This window comes from Priestia sp. JNUCC 25 (assembly GCF_053667915.1).
Map to the genome: position 1 here is coordinate 197,415 of NZ_CM132211.1, position 15,086 is coordinate 212,500.

Sequence of the window (15,086 nt, forward strand, 5' to 3'; positions counted from 1 at the left end):
CTGATGTCGACCATTGTTCGTTTAGGTTATGTGGCGATGAGCGTTCATTTGGAAAATAGTTCTCCTTCTCAAACAATGACTTTTGCACAATTTCAGCGTGTGAAAGACCATGAAGCGGCCATTCGCAAGCTCGAACGTATTGCAATATCCAACTTAGAAAACTGCTTACGGTTATTAAAACATAATGCGTGGAGTGAAATTGAGTTTTTTCGATTCAGTTCTAAGTTAATTCCGTTAGCTAACCATGAGGCGCTAAAAGATTGGAACTACATAGCTCCTTTAAAGGATGCTCTTCAGCGTATTTCTGTATTTTTGAAGGAACATCCAATGCGAGTAGATTTTCACCCGGATCATTTTGTTGTTTTAAACTCAACGGATAAAGAGGTTTTTAAGCATTCTATCCAAACTCTTCGCATGCATCAAAAGTTGCTAAAAGGAATGGACATTCCGCTTAAAAATCGCTGTGTTTTACATGTGGGAGGGGCTTATAATGATAAAGAAAAAGCACTGGAGCAGTTTATTCATAATTGGGGGCTTGTACCTCAATCCCTTCAGCAAATGATTATGTTAGAAAACGACGATACAACCTTTCATATAAAGGACGTCTTGTATTTATGTGAAAAACTAAATGTCCCAATCATTTTTGATCTTCATCATCATCAGGCAAACAATGATGAAACTTCATGGCAAGAGCATTGGGACCGTATCATTAGAACGTGGGAACAGGAAACGCTTCCTCTAAAAATGCATATATCTAGTCCTAAAAGTGATAAAGAATTTAGAGCCCATGCAGATTATATCGATGTCAATGGGTTTTACAGCTTTTTAAAAGAAGTAAATGGAACGATACCGCAAATTGATTGCATGATTGAAGCTAAGAAAAAAGATGAAGCGCTCTTTCAGTTAGTAAGAGACTTGAAGTCTTATGAAGATGTGGAATTTATTAACTCATCCACTTTTTATATTAAATCTTAAAGCAGGCCTCATATCTGTGGCTTGTTTTTCTGTTTGAACGCGAGAAAAGCGAGAAGAAATCCAGCAATACCTCCAACGAAATGAGCTGTGTTGTTGGTTCCTGGCGTTAGCAGACCTGAAAGTAATCCAATAATTAAAAAGACGACAATGATTTGCTGGTTACTTTGAGAAAGCATATGCTTTTGTTTTATTACAAGGTAGAGGTAAAACCCAAGCAGCCCGAAAATGGCACCGGATGCACCCACATGGCTGTAAAAAGAAGATTGGATTAAAAATGTAACGATATTTCCAAGCAATCCACACGTAAGGTAGAATAGAAGAAACTTATAAGAAGAAAGAATACGCTCAGCACCTGGCCCTAACAAGAACAATGAAAATGAGTTAAAAAGAAGGTGTGAAAAGCTTAGATGCAAAAAGATAGGTGTGAAAAGTCGCCAGTAGTCTCCTTGAGAAATTAAGCTATTCACACCAATAAGCTGATGTATAAAAGATTCTGCAAGGTGTGAGGGAAGAGCGGCAAGTAACCATAGCGCAATGTGGATGCAGATAAGCGTGAAGGTAACAGGGTAAAAACGTTTAAATTCAGCTGCATTTTCTGTGCGTACGAACATATTTGTCACTCCTTTTTATAAAGGCATTTTTATATACTATTCTGTAAGAGAGGATTAAATGAAAATGATTATAGGAACTGGAATTGATATTACAGAGTTAGAGCGGATTGAAAAAATGGTGCAGCGTCAAAGTGCTTTTGTTACTCGGATTTTAACAAAAAATGAAAGAGAACGCTATGAAAAGCTATCAAGCCGACGTAAGGTCGAATTTTTAGCAGGAAGGTTTGCTGTGAAGGAAGCATATTCGAAAGCTCTTGGAACAGGAATAGGAAAAGATTTCAGCTTCCAAGATATCGAAATTATGAATGATGAAAGAGGAAAACCCCACATTGTTACAAAACAACCACTGGACGCGTCCGTACACGTATCTATTTCCCACAGTGCACACTATGCGATTGCTCAAGTAATTATTGAACGCTTGTCAAGCTAGTCTGCATATTCACTATTTCTTGTTCATATATTCATAGTGTGGATAGGGGAGACAAGATATGTTCTTGCTTCTCCGTTTAGCTGTGAATATACGAAATAAAGGAGTTGGGGAAATGCATAAAAAATGGATTGGCTTATTTGTTTGCGCCTTTTTTCTCTTAGCCTTATCAGCATGCGGTGAAAAAAGTCAGCAGGATGTAACAGATGCATTGGATGCCAAGGTACAAGAAATGGCGGGGTATAAATCAGATGCTAAGATGACATTGAATACAGGGAAAGATGCTCAAGTATACGATGTAGAGATTTGGCATAGTAAGCCTATGTATTATCGAGTGAATTTGAAAAATACAAAGAAAGATCAAAGCCAAATGATTTTGCGTAATGATGAAGGGGTTTTTGTTTTAACGCCTGCCTTAAATAAAAGCTTTCGTTTTCAAAGTGACTGGCCGCAAAATAGCAGCCAAGCTTATTTGTATGAATCCCTGGTCCAAGATATTGTGAAGGATGAAAAGGCAAGTTTTAAATCAACGGATAAGCATTATATTTTTGAAACAAAAACCAACTATCAAAATAGCACGATGCTTCCTAAACAAGAAATTACGCTGAACAAAAGTGATTTAGCGCCTGTTTCTGTTAAAATTATGGATACGGATAATAAAGTGTTAATAAAAGTTGATTTCTCTAAGGTGAAATTCGATTCTAAGTTTGATAAAGGGGCTTTTGATACAAAAAGAAACATGACAAGTGCAAAGATTGACGTTCCGACATTAGCTCAGCAGAAATCATTTAGCGTCCTTTATCCTAAGGATGTTCCAAAAGGTACAAAGCTGTCCAAGGAAAAGAAAATTGAGACGGAAAATGGCGAGAGAGTCGTTTTAATGTACAAAGGAGAAAAGCCGTTTACGCTTGTACAAGAAAAAGCGCAAGTAGCTAAAACAGCAACATCTACAGTTACTGCCGGAGAGCCGTTTGATTTAGGTTTTACTGTGGGAGCTTTAACGGATAAAAGTCTATCTTGGACATATAATGGAGTAGACTTTATGCTGGCTTCTGATCAGCTAACACCAGATGAATTGAGTACAGTTGCTAGATCTGTGCAAAGTCAGATGGGAAAATAAGAGAAGCTTACAAGCCTGCATATATGTAGGCTTGTTCTTGCTTAATTTGAATAAAGATCGAGATGAAGTTTGGCTATAGATGTATTATACTAACAGAGGAAAGTACGTTTAGAATGGTTCTGAAAAAAGGAAGTGTCGTAGTAATGGATGCATTTTATAGAGAAACATGGGCAGAAATTGATGTAGAAGCCATTTTTCAAAATGTGAATCATGTAAGAGAATTGATACCGGGGCATAAAACGTTAATGGCCGTAGTGAAGGCGAATGCGTACGGGCATGGAGATAAAGAAGTAGCAGAGATTGCGCTTCAAGCTGGTGCTGATATGCTAGCCGTAGCTTTTTTGGATGAAGCTATTGCTCTTCGGAAAAAAGGGATAAAGGAATCCATTTTAGTATTAGGCGCCGTGCCTACCCTACACATTCAAACTGCATTGGAGTGGGATGTAACGGTCACTGCTTATAGCAAAGCTTGGATTGAAGAAGCGGCGTCCATTCTAGATGAAAACAGTCAGCTGCATATGCATTTAAAAATAGATACAGGCATGGGTCGCTTGGGAGTTAGAACAAAAGAAGAATTACACGAAACGATGAAGATCATCGCTTCTCATTCGGGATTCGTGCTGGATGGAGTGTTTACACACTTTGCAACAGCAGACGAGCTAAACTCGTCTTATTTTGAAGAACAATACACATTCTTTGAAGAAATGGTTCGAATTGTGAAAGAGTATAATTTTACACCTCCGATGATTCACTGTGCAAATAGCGCAGCCTTGCTTCGTCGTCCGAAAGATATCTTTAATGGCGTACGCTTAGGTATCTCTATGTATGGCTTGAGTCCTTCTGAGGAATTAAAAGAAGTCTTGCCAATTCCGTTAAAACAAGCTTTTTCGCTGCACAGCCGTATTGTGCATGTTAAAAAAGTCAAAAAAGGGAGTCATATCAGTTACGGAGCTACTTATGAAGCTAAAGAAGATGAATGGATTGCTACTATTCCAGTAGGATACGCAGACGGCTGGATTCGTAAATTAAGCAATTTTGAAGTATTAGTAGATGGAGTTAAAGTGCCAATTGTTGGTAGAATCTGCATGGATCAATTGATGATTAAATTACCTAAAATGTATAAAATGGGTACAAAAGTAACGTTTATTGGAAAACAAAAAGGTGCTGAAATTACAATTGATGAAGTAGCGAAGCATCTTGAAACAATTAATTATGAAATCCCTTGCATGGTTGCAGCAAGGGTTCCGAGGGTTTATACAAGAGATTCGCAGCATATTGATGTTAATAATTATATCTTGCGCTGAATATACATCTTCCTGAGTCAACATAAAAAGTCTGCGAACAAAAGACAATAAAATAATAACTTCCATGCATAAAAGAGGGTATCAATTGACGATAATAGTGTAGAAATTGACAGAATTAACTTTCCATTAAAGCTAATCAATGTTATGATAAGGAAAGATGAGACTATTGGTGTGTGTATTGATGTTGGAGGTGTATGTTTGTGTCTGAAGCGAGCGCAACTACAGAAATCCTAGTAAGATTACCGAAAAATTTAGTATCGGAGCTCGATCTTATGGTTAAACAAGAAAATGGCAACCGAAGTGATTTTATTCACCAAGCAACAAAATTGTACCTTCGTGAGCGAAAAAAACGCCATATTCGCGAATCAATGAGACGTGGATATATGGAGATGGCAAAGATAAACTTAAATATTGCTTCCGAGGCTTTTCTAGCAGAGTATGAAGCTGATCATACTGTGGATCGTTTAGTAAGCGGGGGGTAATGACTTGGTAGTCAAACGTGGCGACGTTTATTTTGCTGACCTATCTCCTGTTGTTGGCTCAGAACAAGGAGGCGTTCGCCCTGTACTTGTCATTCAAAATGATATAGGCAATCGTTTTAGCCCAACTGTTATTGTAGCTGCGATCACTGCTCAAATTCAAAAGGCAAAGTTACCTACGCATGTTGAAATTGATGCAAAGCGCTATGGATTTGAGCGAGATTCAGTTATTTTACTAGAACAAATTCGTACTATTGATAAACAGAGGCTAACAGACAAGATTACCCATTTAGATGATGAAATGATGGACAGAGTGGATGAAGCCTTGCAAATCAGTGTAGGACTTATCGACTTTTAGAATTATACTTCCATTTATACTAAGTTGCTCCTTTATGAGCAACTTTTTTAATTTGACTAGGAATAATCAGTAAACGTATATTGTAATAAGAAACGTTTTAAAAATGATAATATATATATAGATATAAATGAGTGTATTGACTCACAAGGAGGACCTCATGAATCAAGATTTATTCAATTATATACAAAATCATAAATCAGAAATTTTTGATCGATGGCTAGTGTTAATGAATGATGTGGAAACAGAGCGGATTAAAAATATTGTATCCGAGCAAGTGTACGTAAATGTAAGCTCTGATTTTGTAAATTTACTTTTGGCAAAAGCATTCCGTGATCAGGAAAATTTTGCAGAGGAACTAGAGGAAGTAGTAGGACGAGTCGTGAGTTTAGGATGGCCTCTTGCTTATTTGACACAGGGTGTACGTAACTTGGGTCACGTAGTGGTTGAAGGGTATGTAAACAGTGAACATGTGAAGGCGGACCAAACTCATTCTGAATTATTCTATCGGTTTGATAAGTGGTTAAGCCCTATTTATAACAAAATAGTAGAACAATACTCCAACTCGTGGGAAAATACAGTTATGTTGCAAAAAGTTGCACTTCAAGAATTGTCTGCTCCATTAATACCGGTATTTGATAAAATTACAGTAATGCCGCTTGTGGGAACAATTGACACTGATCGCGCGAAGAAAATTATGGAAAATTTATTGCAGGGTGTCGTAAAGCACCGATCAGAGGTCGTATTAATAGATATTACCGGAGTACCAGTAGTGGATACGATGGTTGCCCATCATATCATTCAAGCTGCTGAAGCCGTACGTTTGGTTGGAGCCAAGTGTTTGTTAGTAGGAATTCGTCCGGAAATTGCTCAGACTATTGTGAACTTAGGTATTAACTTAAACGAAATTATTACGAAAAACTCATTAAAAAAAGGCGTAGAGTTTGCGTTAGAAATGACTGAGCGGAAAATAGTTGATATAGAATCGGAGGAATAAACGTGAGAATACCCATTTTGAAATTGTACGACTATTTATTGGTATCCATTCAATGGGAGCTGGATGATCAAACGGCTATTCAATTCCAAGAAGATTTGCTAAGTAAAATTCATCAAACTGGAGCAAAAGGAGTGGTAATCGATTTAACTTCAATTGATATGATCGATTCATTCATCGCAAAAGTGTTAGGTGACGTGGTTAGCATGTCTAATTTGATGGGGGCTAGAGTAGTATTAACAGGTATCCAGCCTGCAGTAGCTATTACACTTGTTGAGTTAGGGATTGGCCTAAATGATGTTCTTACTGCACTCGATTTAGAAAAAGGTCTTGAGAAACTCCAATCGGAATTGGGGGATTAGTATATGGAATTCCAATCCAGCGTAAAAATCGTAACAGAATGGGACATCGTAGCGGCACGCCAATTAGGTAGAAATGTGTCGAAAGAGCTAGGGTTTGGAACAGTTGACCAAGCTCGTATTACAACCGCCATTTCTGAATTAGCTCGTAATATTTACCTATATGCGGGTAAGGGTCAAATCTATATTGAGAAATTAAATCGTGGAGGAAAAAACGGTCTTCTTGTCGTAGCAACAGATGAAGGGCCAGGTATCCCCGACGTTCGCAAAGTAATGGAGGATGGATACTCAACATCGGGTGGACTAGGAGCTGGGCTTCCTGGGGTAAAACGATTGATGGATGAGTTTGACATCGAAACAAATGTCGGAGAAGGTACTGAGATTAAAGCAGTTAAGTGGCTCCGGTAGGAGGAAATAGATAATGTCTTTTGATAAAGAGATGAGAGATTTATACAAAGATATTTTGGGGAACTATATCCAAACACAAAATGAACAAATTTTGTATCAAGGACAAAAACTAAGTAGAAAATCTTTAGAGAATGAAATATCGCCAGAAGATATTGTGAGCATTCATAAAGAAGTGATTGAAGAAATTTATTCTGATATTCCAGAAAAAGTGCTGCATTCTCTGGACTTTTTACTTGAGGTAATGATTAGCTACGGTCTTGCTCTTCGTGAGCATCAAACATTAAAAAATAAGCAGCGGGAACTTCGTTCTGAGATTGAAGTTGCTGCTAACGTCCAGCAGACGCTGTTGGGGACAAAGGTTCCGGCTAGTTCAACTTTAGAAATTGGTGCGATTAGCGTACCGGCTAAACAGATGAACGGAGATTATTTTCACTTTGTAGAAGAAGAGCACGGTGGGTTAAGTATTGCCATTGCCGATGTGATCGGAAAAGGAATTCCAGCTGCAATGTGTATGTCTATGATCAAATATGCAATGGACAGCTTACCAGACTCAAGAAAAAATCCAAGTTATGTATTAGAGAACTTGAATAATATTGTAGAGCGAAACGTAGATCCAAGTATGTTTATTACGATGTTCTACGGAAGCTATAATCCCGAGACAAACTTATTTGATTATGCTTCTGCAGGGCATGAGCCAGGTTTTTATTATGATGCAAAAGCTGATTCATTTGAAGATTTGGAGGCAAAAGGACTCGTGCTAGGAGTCGATCGCCATGTGAAATATCTTCAGTACGAGCAGCAGCTTTCAAAAGGCGATATGATTGTTCTGTTAACAGATGGCGTAACAGAATGCAGAACTGAAGAAGGATTTATTGAAAGATTGGACATCATAAAATTAATTCGAAAATACATGCATTTGTCTCCTCAAGAAATTGTAGAATCTGTATATAAAGAGCTGGAAAAATTACAGCATTTTCAATTGAGGGATGACTTTACATTGATTATTTTGAAGAGTTTAGTTTAAGTATTCTAAAAAAGGGTACAGAAAAGATAGCACAAAATTAGAGGGGGTCTACTAATACGATGAATTTAAAAATAGATATACAAAAGGACGGTCAAGCATATCGTATTAAGCTGGCTGGAGAGATTGACGCATATACAGCACCTAAGCTAAAAGAAAAATTCATGGAAATTACTGAACATACTGAACCGGAAATTATAGTCGATTTAACCGATGTATCATACATGGATAGTACAGGACTAGGTGTATTTATTGCATTGTTAAAAGCCAATAAGAAAAATAACGGCTCTTTGAAATTTGTTGGTGTATCAGAGCGCATCAAGCGCTTATTTGATATTACGGGCCTCACAGACATTTTAAACGTGAATTCACAAGTAGAAGGTGGCGTAAAATGAAACAGCCTTATGACTTTGTTGAGATGAAGATTCCTGCTAAGCCAGACTACGTAGCGATTATTCGACTGACGCTGTCTGGTGTAGCGAACCGGATGGGTTTTTCTTATGATGAAATTGAAGATATGAAAATTGCTGTGAGTGAGGCATGTACGAATGCCGTGCAGCATGCTTACAAGAATGAAGAAAATGGTGAAGTGAGAGTAGGTTTTGGTTTATTTGATGACCGTTTAGAAATCATGGTGGTCGATAAAGGTGAAAGTTTTAATTTTGAAGAGCTTAAGGAACATATAGGACCTTATGAAACATCAAAAGAAGTTGAATTTCTTCCTGAAGGTGGACTAGGTTTATATTTAATTGAAACACTAATGGACGAAGTGAAAATGGTCAATTCAAAAGGTGTAACGCTAATGATGACTAAGTATGTGCAAAGAGAGCAGGTGGAGAGTGATGAAAACACAGTCTCAACCTATGAAATTAACTAAAGAACAGGTTCAGGAACGAATTGAGCGCTTTCAAAAAACGCAGGATGAAGAAGCACAAAGTGATCTAGTAGTACATTACAAGAACCTTGTTGAATCTATTGCACGTCGTTATTCAAAAGGCAGAAGCTTACATGAAGATATTGTGCAGGTAGGGATGCTAGGACTGTTAGGAGCTATTAGAAGGTATGATGCTTCATTTGGAAGAAGCTTTGAATCGTTTGCTGTTCCTACAATCATTGGAGAGATTAAGCGATTTTTACGCGATAAAACGTGGAGTGTTCACGTACCGCGCCGCATCAAAGAATTAGGTCCTAAAATTAAAGCAGCTGTCGAAGAGCTAACAACCCGTTTACAGCGATCTCCTCAAGTGAAAGAAATTGCTGATCATATCGGAGTGACAGAGGAAGAAATTTTAGAAACGATGGAGATGGGGCAAAGTTATCAAGCGTTGTCTGTTGATCATTCCATTGAAGCAGACTCTGATGGAAGTACTGTTACAATCCTTGATTTAGTAGGTGAACAAGAGTCGGGTTATGAGAAAACTGATCAGCGCTTAGTGTTAGAAAAGATTCTTCATGTATTAAGCGATAGAGAAAAAGAAGTGATTCGCTATACATTTATTGAAAATCTGAGTCAAAAAGATGCCGGTGAGAAGTTAGGGATTTCTCAAATGCATGTATCTCGACTGCAAAGAAGAGCTCTTGATAAGCTAAGGACTGCAGCTCGCTCGGATTCTAACGATTCGGAGTATATGTCGTGATGACAGTAGACCCTAATACAAAGTTGATTCAAACTCATATATACCAAGAGCCAAAGCAAGGGAACGTATGTTGTGGAGATAGTTACTATGTCAAAGAAACGGATGACTATTTTCTATGTGCAGTGGCAGATGGATTAGGAAGCGGTGAACAAGCTAGAGCCGCTTCTGTAGCTGTTACGGATGTAGCGAAAGCTCATCATCATCTAGATGTGGATGAAATCATTTCTAAGTGCAACAAAGCTACTCGACATACAAGAGGCGCGGCAGTAGCTATTTTGAAAATTGATAAAAAACATAACGAATTTCATTATACAAATGTAGGCAATATCCGCTTTTATCTGTATTCTCCGGAGGGGAAATTAACGTACCCTCTGCCAATTCAAGGTTTTTTATCAGGGAAAATTCAAAAGTTCCGCACACAAACCTTCCCATATGACTCCGGTTCTAAATTTTTGATTCATACAGATGGCTTAGAATTAAAAGAGATTAAATCTGTTTTTGCTAACTCGATGAATGTAGATCAATTGTCGACACGGCTACAGGCAGCAATTCGATCTCATAATGACGATATTACTTATATCGCTGGTCATCTTCCAACTGCATAGCCTTTCTTTTTAGCTCACATGTGTTATTGCATGTGAGTTTTGTTACAATAGAGACAAAGTTTCATTTAGGTAGGAGGATAAGCTGTGTCTGTTGCAACGAAATTAGATAATCAAATTGTTCAACGTGTAAGTAAAGAGGTGGAGATTTCACAAAAGCAAGTACAAAACGTAATTGCTTTAGTAGAAGAAGGTAATACAGTTCCCTTTATTGCTCGATATAGAAAAGAACAAACTGGTGCTTTGGATGAAGTCCAAATCCGGAATATTTTAGATTCCTGGAACTACTTAATGAATTTAGAGGAGCGTAAAGAGGAAGTTCTTCGATTAATTGAAGAGCAAGGGAAATTAACTGAGGAACTGGCTGCTCAAATTCATCAAGCGAAGAAATTACAGCAAGTAGAAGATTTATACCGCCCTTTTAAGCAAAAACGACGTACAAAAGCAACTGTAGCAAAAGAAAAAGGTCTTGAACCATTAGCAGATTGGCTACTAAGTTTTCCACGTTCTGACGTAAAGAATGAAGCGCAAACATACATAAATGAAGAAGCGGGAGTTCAATCTTCTGACGAAGCTATTCAGGGAGCCCTAGACATTGTAGCGGAACAAATTTCTGACGAAGCATCTTACCGTCAATGGATTCGTACGATCACTGTAAAAGATGGCATAATTGTTACTTCAGTCAAAGATCCGGAAAAAGATGAAAAAAATATCTATGAAATGTACTACGAATATACAGAAGCGGTAAAGCGAATCGTTCCTCATCGTATCTTAGCTATGAATAGAGGAGAAAAAGACGGTATTTTAAAAGTGAGTATTGATGCGCCTACAGATCGTATTCTTTCATATTTACATAAACAAGTAATCAAAAAAAGGGATTCTTCAGCTGAAAGTTATATCATCTCAGCTATAGAAGATGCTTATAAACGCTTAATAGAACCATCTATTGAACGCGAAATCCGTAAAGAGCTATCAGAAAAAGCGGAAGAAAGAGCCATTCACATCTTTTCTGAAAACTTACGAAAACTTCTTCTCCAGCCTCCATTGAAAGGGAAAGTGGTATTAGGAGTAGATCCAGCTTTTCGAACAGGCTGCAAATTAGCTGTAGTAGATGAAACAGGCAAGGTATTAAAAATTGATGTTATTTATCCACATCCTCCTGTGAGAAAAGCAGCTGAAGCGCAAAATAAATTAAAGAAAATGTTCGCTGAATACCCTATTGAAGTAGTAGCCATTGGAAACGGAACGGCATCTCGCGAAACGGAGCAATTTGTAGCGGATGTTCTTAAAGAAATTGAAAACCCAGTTTATTATTTGATTGTGAATGAAGCGGGAGCAAGCGTATATTCGGCTTCTGATGTTGCTAGAGAGGAATTTCCTGATTTTCAAGTAGAAGAGCGAAGCGCTGTATCGATTGCCAGAAGGCTGCAAGATCCGCTGGCTGAACTTGTGAAAATCGATCCTAAGTCGGTAGGAGTAGGGCAGTATCAGCATGATGTGTCCCAAAAGCAATTAAATGATTCACTGACTTTTATTGTAGAGACAGTAGTAAATCAGGTAGGAGTAAATGCAAACACGGCTTCTGCTTCGCTTCTACAATACGTTGCTGGTCTAAATAAGACAGTTGCTCAAAACATTGTAAAATATCGGGATGAAAACGGAAAATTCTCTAACCGAAAACAGTTGAAGAAAATTCCGCGTCTAGGCGCTAAAACGTATGAGCAGTGTATTGGGTTTTTACGTATTATAGAAGGTGAAGAACCTTTAGACAGAACGGGTATCCATCCTGAAACGTATGGAGACGTTAAAAAGCTTTTAAAGAAGGCGGAAGTGAAAGAGACTGAGCTTGGAACGGAGAAAGTAAAAGAAGCATTAAAACATATTTCTTTACCTGAAATATCAGAAGAACTAAGTATAGGGGAGCTTACTTTAAAAGACATTATAGAAGCGCTCGTAAGACCGGAAAGAGATCCTCGTGATGAACTGCCAAAACCTTTGCTCCGTCAGGATATTTTGAAGTTAGAGGATCTTGCCAAAGGTATTCAGCTTGAAGGTACGGTGCGAAACGTCGTAGACTTCGGAGCGTTCATCGATATAGGAGTTAAGCAAGATGGTCTAGTCCATATTTCTAAATTAACGAATCGGTACGTTAAGCACCCCCTCGATGTCGTTTCAGTAGGAGATTTGGTGAATGTGTGGGTAGAAGACGTAGATATGAAAAAAGGAAGAGTCGCACTGACGATGATTCCGCCTCATCAATAATAAAATTGCCTTTTCAGAAAATCTGAAAAGGCAATTTTATTTGTAAAAAGAAGTGATTTAAGAAGCGGAATTATTTTTTTGATAAAAAAACCAACATTGATTGAGCAATTTTATTTGTGCACGGTCTTTTTCAGAATAAGCGCGCCTCATTTGTTTTTGTAGCCACATTGGCATAAGGACAATCACTCCTTTTCATTTATGATAAGGTGAATAGTGAGTATGTAATGAAGTGTATGCCCAAAGAGCTAGTCAGGTGATTTCATACAGTAGAGGAGTATATAAGATGAATGATAAGGATTTACAAATACTTGTAGAAGAAATTTCATTGAAGCTGTTTCACAAACCATTTCGTCATGAAGCCACTTTTAATTCTCGTTTACGTACGACAGGTGGAAGGTATTTATTACGTACATCTAATATAGAAGTAAACTACAAATACTTTGAACAATATGGCAGACAAGAAATAGTAGAAATTATTAAACATGAGCTCTGTCACTATCATTTGCATATTGAGGGGAAAGGGTATAAGCATGGAGATCAAGACTTTAAAAGGCTAATGAAAGAAGTAGGCGCCCCCCGCTTTTGTCAGGCATTGAAAAAAGAAAGTGATGGAAAGAAAAAAGAGCACATATATGTATGTATGCAGTGTGATCAAAAATATGTTCGAAAAAGAAAAGTGAACACGGTTAAATATGTTTGTGGAAAGTGTAAAGGTAAATTAAAAAAAATGTAGAAGATGCTTGACTAAAATAGATTGATTATGATAAATTAATAAAGCCGTCTCAAATAAACGGCAAAGAAATTACAAAAACTTATTGACATTACATATAATGTCGATTACAATGTAAGAAGTCTGATGAATATTATTCCACAGTAGCTCAGTGGTAGAGCTATCGGCTGTTAACCGATCGGTCGTAGGTTCGAGTCCTACCTGTGGAGCCATATGGAGAAGTACTCAAGTGGCTGAAGAGGCGCCCCTGCTAAGGGTGTAGGTCGTGTAAGCGGCGCGAGGGTTCAAATCCCTCCTTCTCCGCCATTTTATAATGGCCCGTTGGTCAAGCGGTTAAGACACCGCCCTTTCACGGCGGTAACACGGGTTCGAATCCCGTACGGGTCACCATTGATTTTTATTTACATATTCTGTGGAGGATTAGCTCAGCTGGGAGAGCACCTGCCTTACAAGCAGGGGGTCGGCGGTTCGATCCCGTCATCCTCCACCATTTGACTGTTTTATACATAATTTTGGATGGTCCCGTGGTGTAGCGGTTAACATGCCTGCCTGTCACGCAGGAGATCGCGGGTTCGATTCCCGTCGGGACCGCCATTTAAATTATTGGGCTATCGCCAAGCGGTAAGGCAACGGATTTTGATTCCGTCATGCGTTGGTTCGAATCCAGCTAGCCCAGCCATAAAGAGCCATTAGCTCAGTTGGTAGAGCATCTGACTTTTAATCAGAGGGTCGAAGGTTCGAGTCCTTCATGGCTCATTTTCATTTCTTGCGGGTGTGGCGGAATTGGCAGACGCGCTAGACTTAGGATCTAGTGTCTTTACGACGTGGGGGTTCAAGTCCCTTCACCCGCATCTTATTCATTTTATGTATTTAGCGGTCGTGGCGGAATGGCAGACGCGCTAGGTTGAGGGCCTAGTGGGGGCGACCCCGTGGAGGTTCAAGTCCTCTCGGCCGCACCAAAAAAACTTTTTAAAAAAGTGTTGACATAAGAAAATAGAAATGATATTATAATAAAGTCGCCAAAACAACGGCGGTAAACATCATAAGAAGCGCCCGTAGCTCAATTGGATAGAGCGTTTGACTACGGATCAAAAGGTTAGGGGTTCGACTCCTCTCGGGCGCGCCATATTGCGGGTGTAGTTTAGTGGTAAAACCTCAGCCTTCCAAGCTGATGTCGTGAGTTCGATTCTCATCACCCGCTCCAAATATATTGAACTTTGAAAACTGAACAAAGCGACAAACGTCAACGTTAATTTTTATTTTTTAAATGAGCAAGTCAAACATTTCTTCGGAGAGTTTGATCCTGGCTCAGGATGAACGCTGGCGGCGTGCCTAATACATGCAAGTCGAGCGAACTGATTAGAAGCTTGCTTCTATGACGTTAGCGGCGGACGGGTGAGTAACACGTGGGCAACCTGCCTGTAAGACTGGGATAACTTCGGGAAACCGAAGCTAATACCGGATAGGATCTTCTCCTTCATGGGAGATGATTGAAAGATGGTTTCGGCTATCACTTACAGATGGGCCCGCGGTGCATTAGCTAGTTGGTGAGGTAACGGCTCACCAAGGCAACGATGCATAGCCGACCTGAGAGGGTGATCGGCCACACTGGGACTGAGACACGGCCCAGACTCCTACGGGAGGCAGCAGTAGGGAATCTTCCGCAATGGACGAAAGTCTGACGGAGCAACGCCGCGTGAGTGATGAAGGCTTTCGGGTCGTAAAACTCTGTTGTTAGGGAAGAACAAGTACGAGAGTAACTGCTCGTACCTTGACGGTACCTAACCAGAAAGCCACGGCTA

Annotated in this window: 18 protein-coding genes, 11 tRNA genes and 1 rRNA gene (1 of these 30 only partly in view); 28 read left to right on the plus strand and 2 right to left on the minus strand. The window is 39.0% G+C overall.

The window, feature by feature from the left end; all coding sequences use genetic code 11:
- Nucleotides 1-3 precede the first annotated feature (3 nt).
- Entirely contained in the window at nucleotides 4-975 is a 972-nt protein-coding gene (uvsE, locus tag JNUCC25_RS01115; protein WP_035439664.1) for a UV DNA damage repair endonuclease UvsE, read from the plus strand.
- 8 nt (nucleotides 976-983) lie between these two features.
- Here the strand turns inward: uvsE and JNUCC25_RS01120 are convergent, their stop codons facing one another.
- Nucleotides 984-1,586: a rhomboid family intramembrane serine protease gene (locus JNUCC25_RS01120; protein ID WP_013054999.1), complete on the minus strand. Its 603-nt coding sequence runs from the start codon at nucleotides 1,584-1,586 to the stop codon at nucleotides 984-986.
- 64 nt (nucleotides 1,587-1,650) lie between these two features.
- Between JNUCC25_RS01120 and acpS the strand changes: the two genes are divergently transcribed.
- The 14 genes from acpS to JNUCC25_RS01190 all read left to right on the plus strand — a co-directional run bounded on the left by acpS (nucleotide 1,651) and on the right by JNUCC25_RS01190 (nucleotide 12,554).
- Complete coding sequence (acpS, locus tag JNUCC25_RS01125) at nucleotides 1,651-2,016, plus strand: holo-ACP synthase (protein WP_029325479.1); 366 nt, start codon at nucleotides 1,651-1,653, stop codon at nucleotides 2,014-2,016.
- A gap of 58 nt (nucleotides 2,017-2,074) precedes the next feature.
- Nucleotides 2,075-3,133 carry a LolA family protein gene (locus tag JNUCC25_RS01130; RefSeq protein WP_013055001.1) on the plus strand — a complete coding sequence of 353 codons (1,059 nt, stop codon included), beginning with the start codon at nucleotides 2,075-2,077 and terminating at the stop codon, nucleotides 3,131-3,133.
- A gap of 143 nt (nucleotides 3,134-3,276) precedes the next feature.
- The gene (alr, locus tag JNUCC25_RS01135) at nucleotides 3,277-4,437 is read left to right on the plus strand and encodes an alanine racemase (RefSeq protein ID WP_407728263.1); all 1,161 of its coding nucleotides are present in this window, start codon (nucleotides 3,277-3,279) and stop codon (nucleotides 4,435-4,437) included.
- 200 nt (nucleotides 4,438-4,637) lie between these two features.
- Entirely contained in the window at nucleotides 4,638-4,919 is a 282-nt protein-coding gene (locus JNUCC25_RS01140; protein ID WP_013055003.1) for a CopG family ribbon-helix-helix protein, read from the plus strand.
- Nucleotides 4,920-4,923: 4 nt separating this feature from the next.
- A complete protein-coding gene (ndoA, locus tag JNUCC25_RS01145; protein WP_013055004.1) occupies nucleotides 4,924-5,274 on the plus strand; it encodes a type II toxin-antitoxin system endoribonuclease NdoA in 351 nt (116 codons plus the stop codon).
- Nucleotides 5,275-5,431: 157 nt separating this feature from the next.
- The gene (locus tag JNUCC25_RS01150; RefSeq protein WP_013055005.1) at nucleotides 5,432-6,268 is read left to right on the plus strand and encodes an RsbT co-antagonist protein RsbRA; all 837 of its coding nucleotides are present in this window, start codon (nucleotides 5,432-5,434) and stop codon (nucleotides 6,266-6,268) included.
- Nucleotides 6,269-6,270: 2 nt separating this feature from the next.
- Nucleotides 6,271-6,627: an STAS domain-containing protein gene (locus JNUCC25_RS01155; protein WP_013055006.1), complete on the plus strand. Its 357-nt coding sequence runs from the start codon at nucleotides 6,271-6,273 to the stop codon at nucleotides 6,625-6,627.
- A gap of 3 nt (nucleotides 6,628-6,630) precedes the next feature.
- The gene (locus tag JNUCC25_RS01160; RefSeq protein ID WP_013055007.1) at nucleotides 6,631-7,032 is read left to right on the plus strand and encodes an anti-sigma regulatory factor; all 402 of its coding nucleotides are present in this window, start codon (nucleotides 6,631-6,633) and stop codon (nucleotides 7,030-7,032) included.
- A 13-nt stretch (nucleotides 7,033-7,045) separates the two neighbouring features.
- Nucleotides 7,046-8,056 (plus strand): PP2C family protein-serine/threonine phosphatase, encoded by a 1,011-nt coding sequence (locus JNUCC25_RS01165; protein WP_013055008.1) that lies wholly within the window; start codon nucleotides 7,046-7,048, stop codon nucleotides 8,054-8,056.
- A gap of 59 nt (nucleotides 8,057-8,115) precedes the next feature.
- Nucleotides 8,116-8,448, plus strand: coding sequence for an anti-sigma factor antagonist (locus JNUCC25_RS01170; protein ID WP_013055009.1), 333 nt, complete (start codon nucleotides 8,116-8,118; stop codon nucleotides 8,446-8,448).
- Nucleotides 8,445-8,930 carry an anti-sigma B factor RsbW gene (gene rsbW, locus JNUCC25_RS01175; protein WP_013055010.1) on the plus strand — a complete coding sequence of 162 codons (486 nt, stop codon included), beginning with the start codon at nucleotides 8,445-8,447 and terminating at the stop codon, nucleotides 8,928-8,930. Before JNUCC25_RS01170 ends, rsbW begins: the two co-directional genes overlap by 4 nt.
- Nucleotides 8,896-9,690: an RNA polymerase sigma factor SigB gene (gene sigB, locus JNUCC25_RS01180; protein WP_013055011.1), complete on the plus strand. Its 795-nt coding sequence runs from the start codon at nucleotides 8,896-8,898 to the stop codon at nucleotides 9,688-9,690. Before rsbW ends, sigB begins: the two co-directional genes overlap by 35 nt.
- Nucleotides 9,690-10,295: a PP2C family serine/threonine-protein phosphatase gene (locus JNUCC25_RS01185; RefSeq protein WP_013081423.1), complete on the plus strand. Its 606-nt coding sequence runs from the start codon at nucleotides 9,690-9,692 to the stop codon at nucleotides 10,293-10,295. The genes sigB and JNUCC25_RS01185 overlap by 1 nt, the downstream gene beginning before the upstream one ends.
- 84 nt (nucleotides 10,296-10,379) lie before the next feature.
- A complete protein-coding gene (locus tag JNUCC25_RS01190; RefSeq protein WP_140456581.1) occupies nucleotides 10,380-12,554 on the plus strand; it encodes a Tex family protein in 2,175 nt (724 codons plus the stop codon).
- A gap of 57 nt (nucleotides 12,555-12,611) precedes the next feature.
- Here JNUCC25_RS01190 and cmpA read toward each other — a convergent pair whose 3' ends face one another.
- The gene (gene cmpA, locus JNUCC25_RS01195; RefSeq protein WP_013055014.1) at nucleotides 12,612-12,728 is read right to left on the minus strand and encodes a cortex morphogenetic protein CmpA; all 117 of its coding nucleotides are present in this window, start codon (nucleotides 12,726-12,728) and stop codon (nucleotides 12,612-12,614) included.
- Nucleotides 12,729-12,837: 109 nt separating this feature from the next.
- Here cmpA and JNUCC25_RS01200 point away from each other — a divergent pair, with 109 nt between their 5' ends.
- From JNUCC25_RS01200 to JNUCC25_RS01260, 13 genes are all read left to right on the plus strand, one after another.
- Nucleotides 12,838-13,287, plus strand: a complete 450-nt coding sequence (locus tag JNUCC25_RS01200; protein ID WP_013055015.1) for a SprT family protein — start codon at nucleotides 12,838-12,840, stop codon at nucleotides 13,285-13,287.
- A gap of 134 nt (nucleotides 13,288-13,421) precedes the next feature.
- Nucleotides 13,422-13,496: transfer RNA gene (locus JNUCC25_RS01205), tRNA-Asn, on the plus strand.
- 3 nt (nucleotides 13,497-13,499) lie between these two features.
- A tRNA-Ser gene (locus tag JNUCC25_RS01210) sits at nucleotides 13,500-13,590 on the plus strand.
- A gap of 9 nt (nucleotides 13,591-13,599) precedes the next feature.
- Nucleotides 13,600-13,674: transfer RNA gene (locus JNUCC25_RS01215), tRNA-Glu, on the plus strand.
- Nucleotides 13,675-13,698: 24 nt separating this feature from the next.
- Nucleotides 13,699-13,774 (plus strand) — tRNA-Val (locus JNUCC25_RS01220).
- Between the two features lie 28 nt (nucleotides 13,775-13,802).
- Nucleotides 13,803-13,878: transfer RNA gene (locus tag JNUCC25_RS01225), tRNA-Asp, on the plus strand.
- Nucleotides 13,879-13,888: 10 nt separating this feature from the next.
- A tRNA-Gln gene (locus JNUCC25_RS01230) sits at nucleotides 13,889-13,963 on the plus strand.
- 4 nt (nucleotides 13,964-13,967) lie between these two features.
- Nucleotides 13,968-14,040 (plus strand) — tRNA-Lys (locus JNUCC25_RS01235).
- A gap of 12 nt (nucleotides 14,041-14,052) precedes the next feature.
- Nucleotides 14,053-14,135: transfer RNA gene (locus JNUCC25_RS01240), tRNA-Leu, on the plus strand.
- Between the two features lie 22 nt (nucleotides 14,136-14,157).
- Nucleotides 14,158-14,243 (plus strand) — tRNA-Leu (locus JNUCC25_RS01245).
- A 90-nt stretch (nucleotides 14,244-14,333) separates the two neighbouring features.
- Nucleotides 14,334-14,410: transfer RNA gene (locus tag JNUCC25_RS01250), tRNA-Arg, on the plus strand.
- A gap of 4 nt (nucleotides 14,411-14,414) precedes the next feature.
- A tRNA-Gly gene (locus JNUCC25_RS01255) sits at nucleotides 14,415-14,488 on the plus strand.
- A gap of 81 nt (nucleotides 14,489-14,569) precedes the next feature.
- A 16S ribosomal RNA gene (locus tag JNUCC25_RS01260) occupies nucleotides 14,570-15,086 on the plus strand; it runs 1,035 nt beyond the window's last position.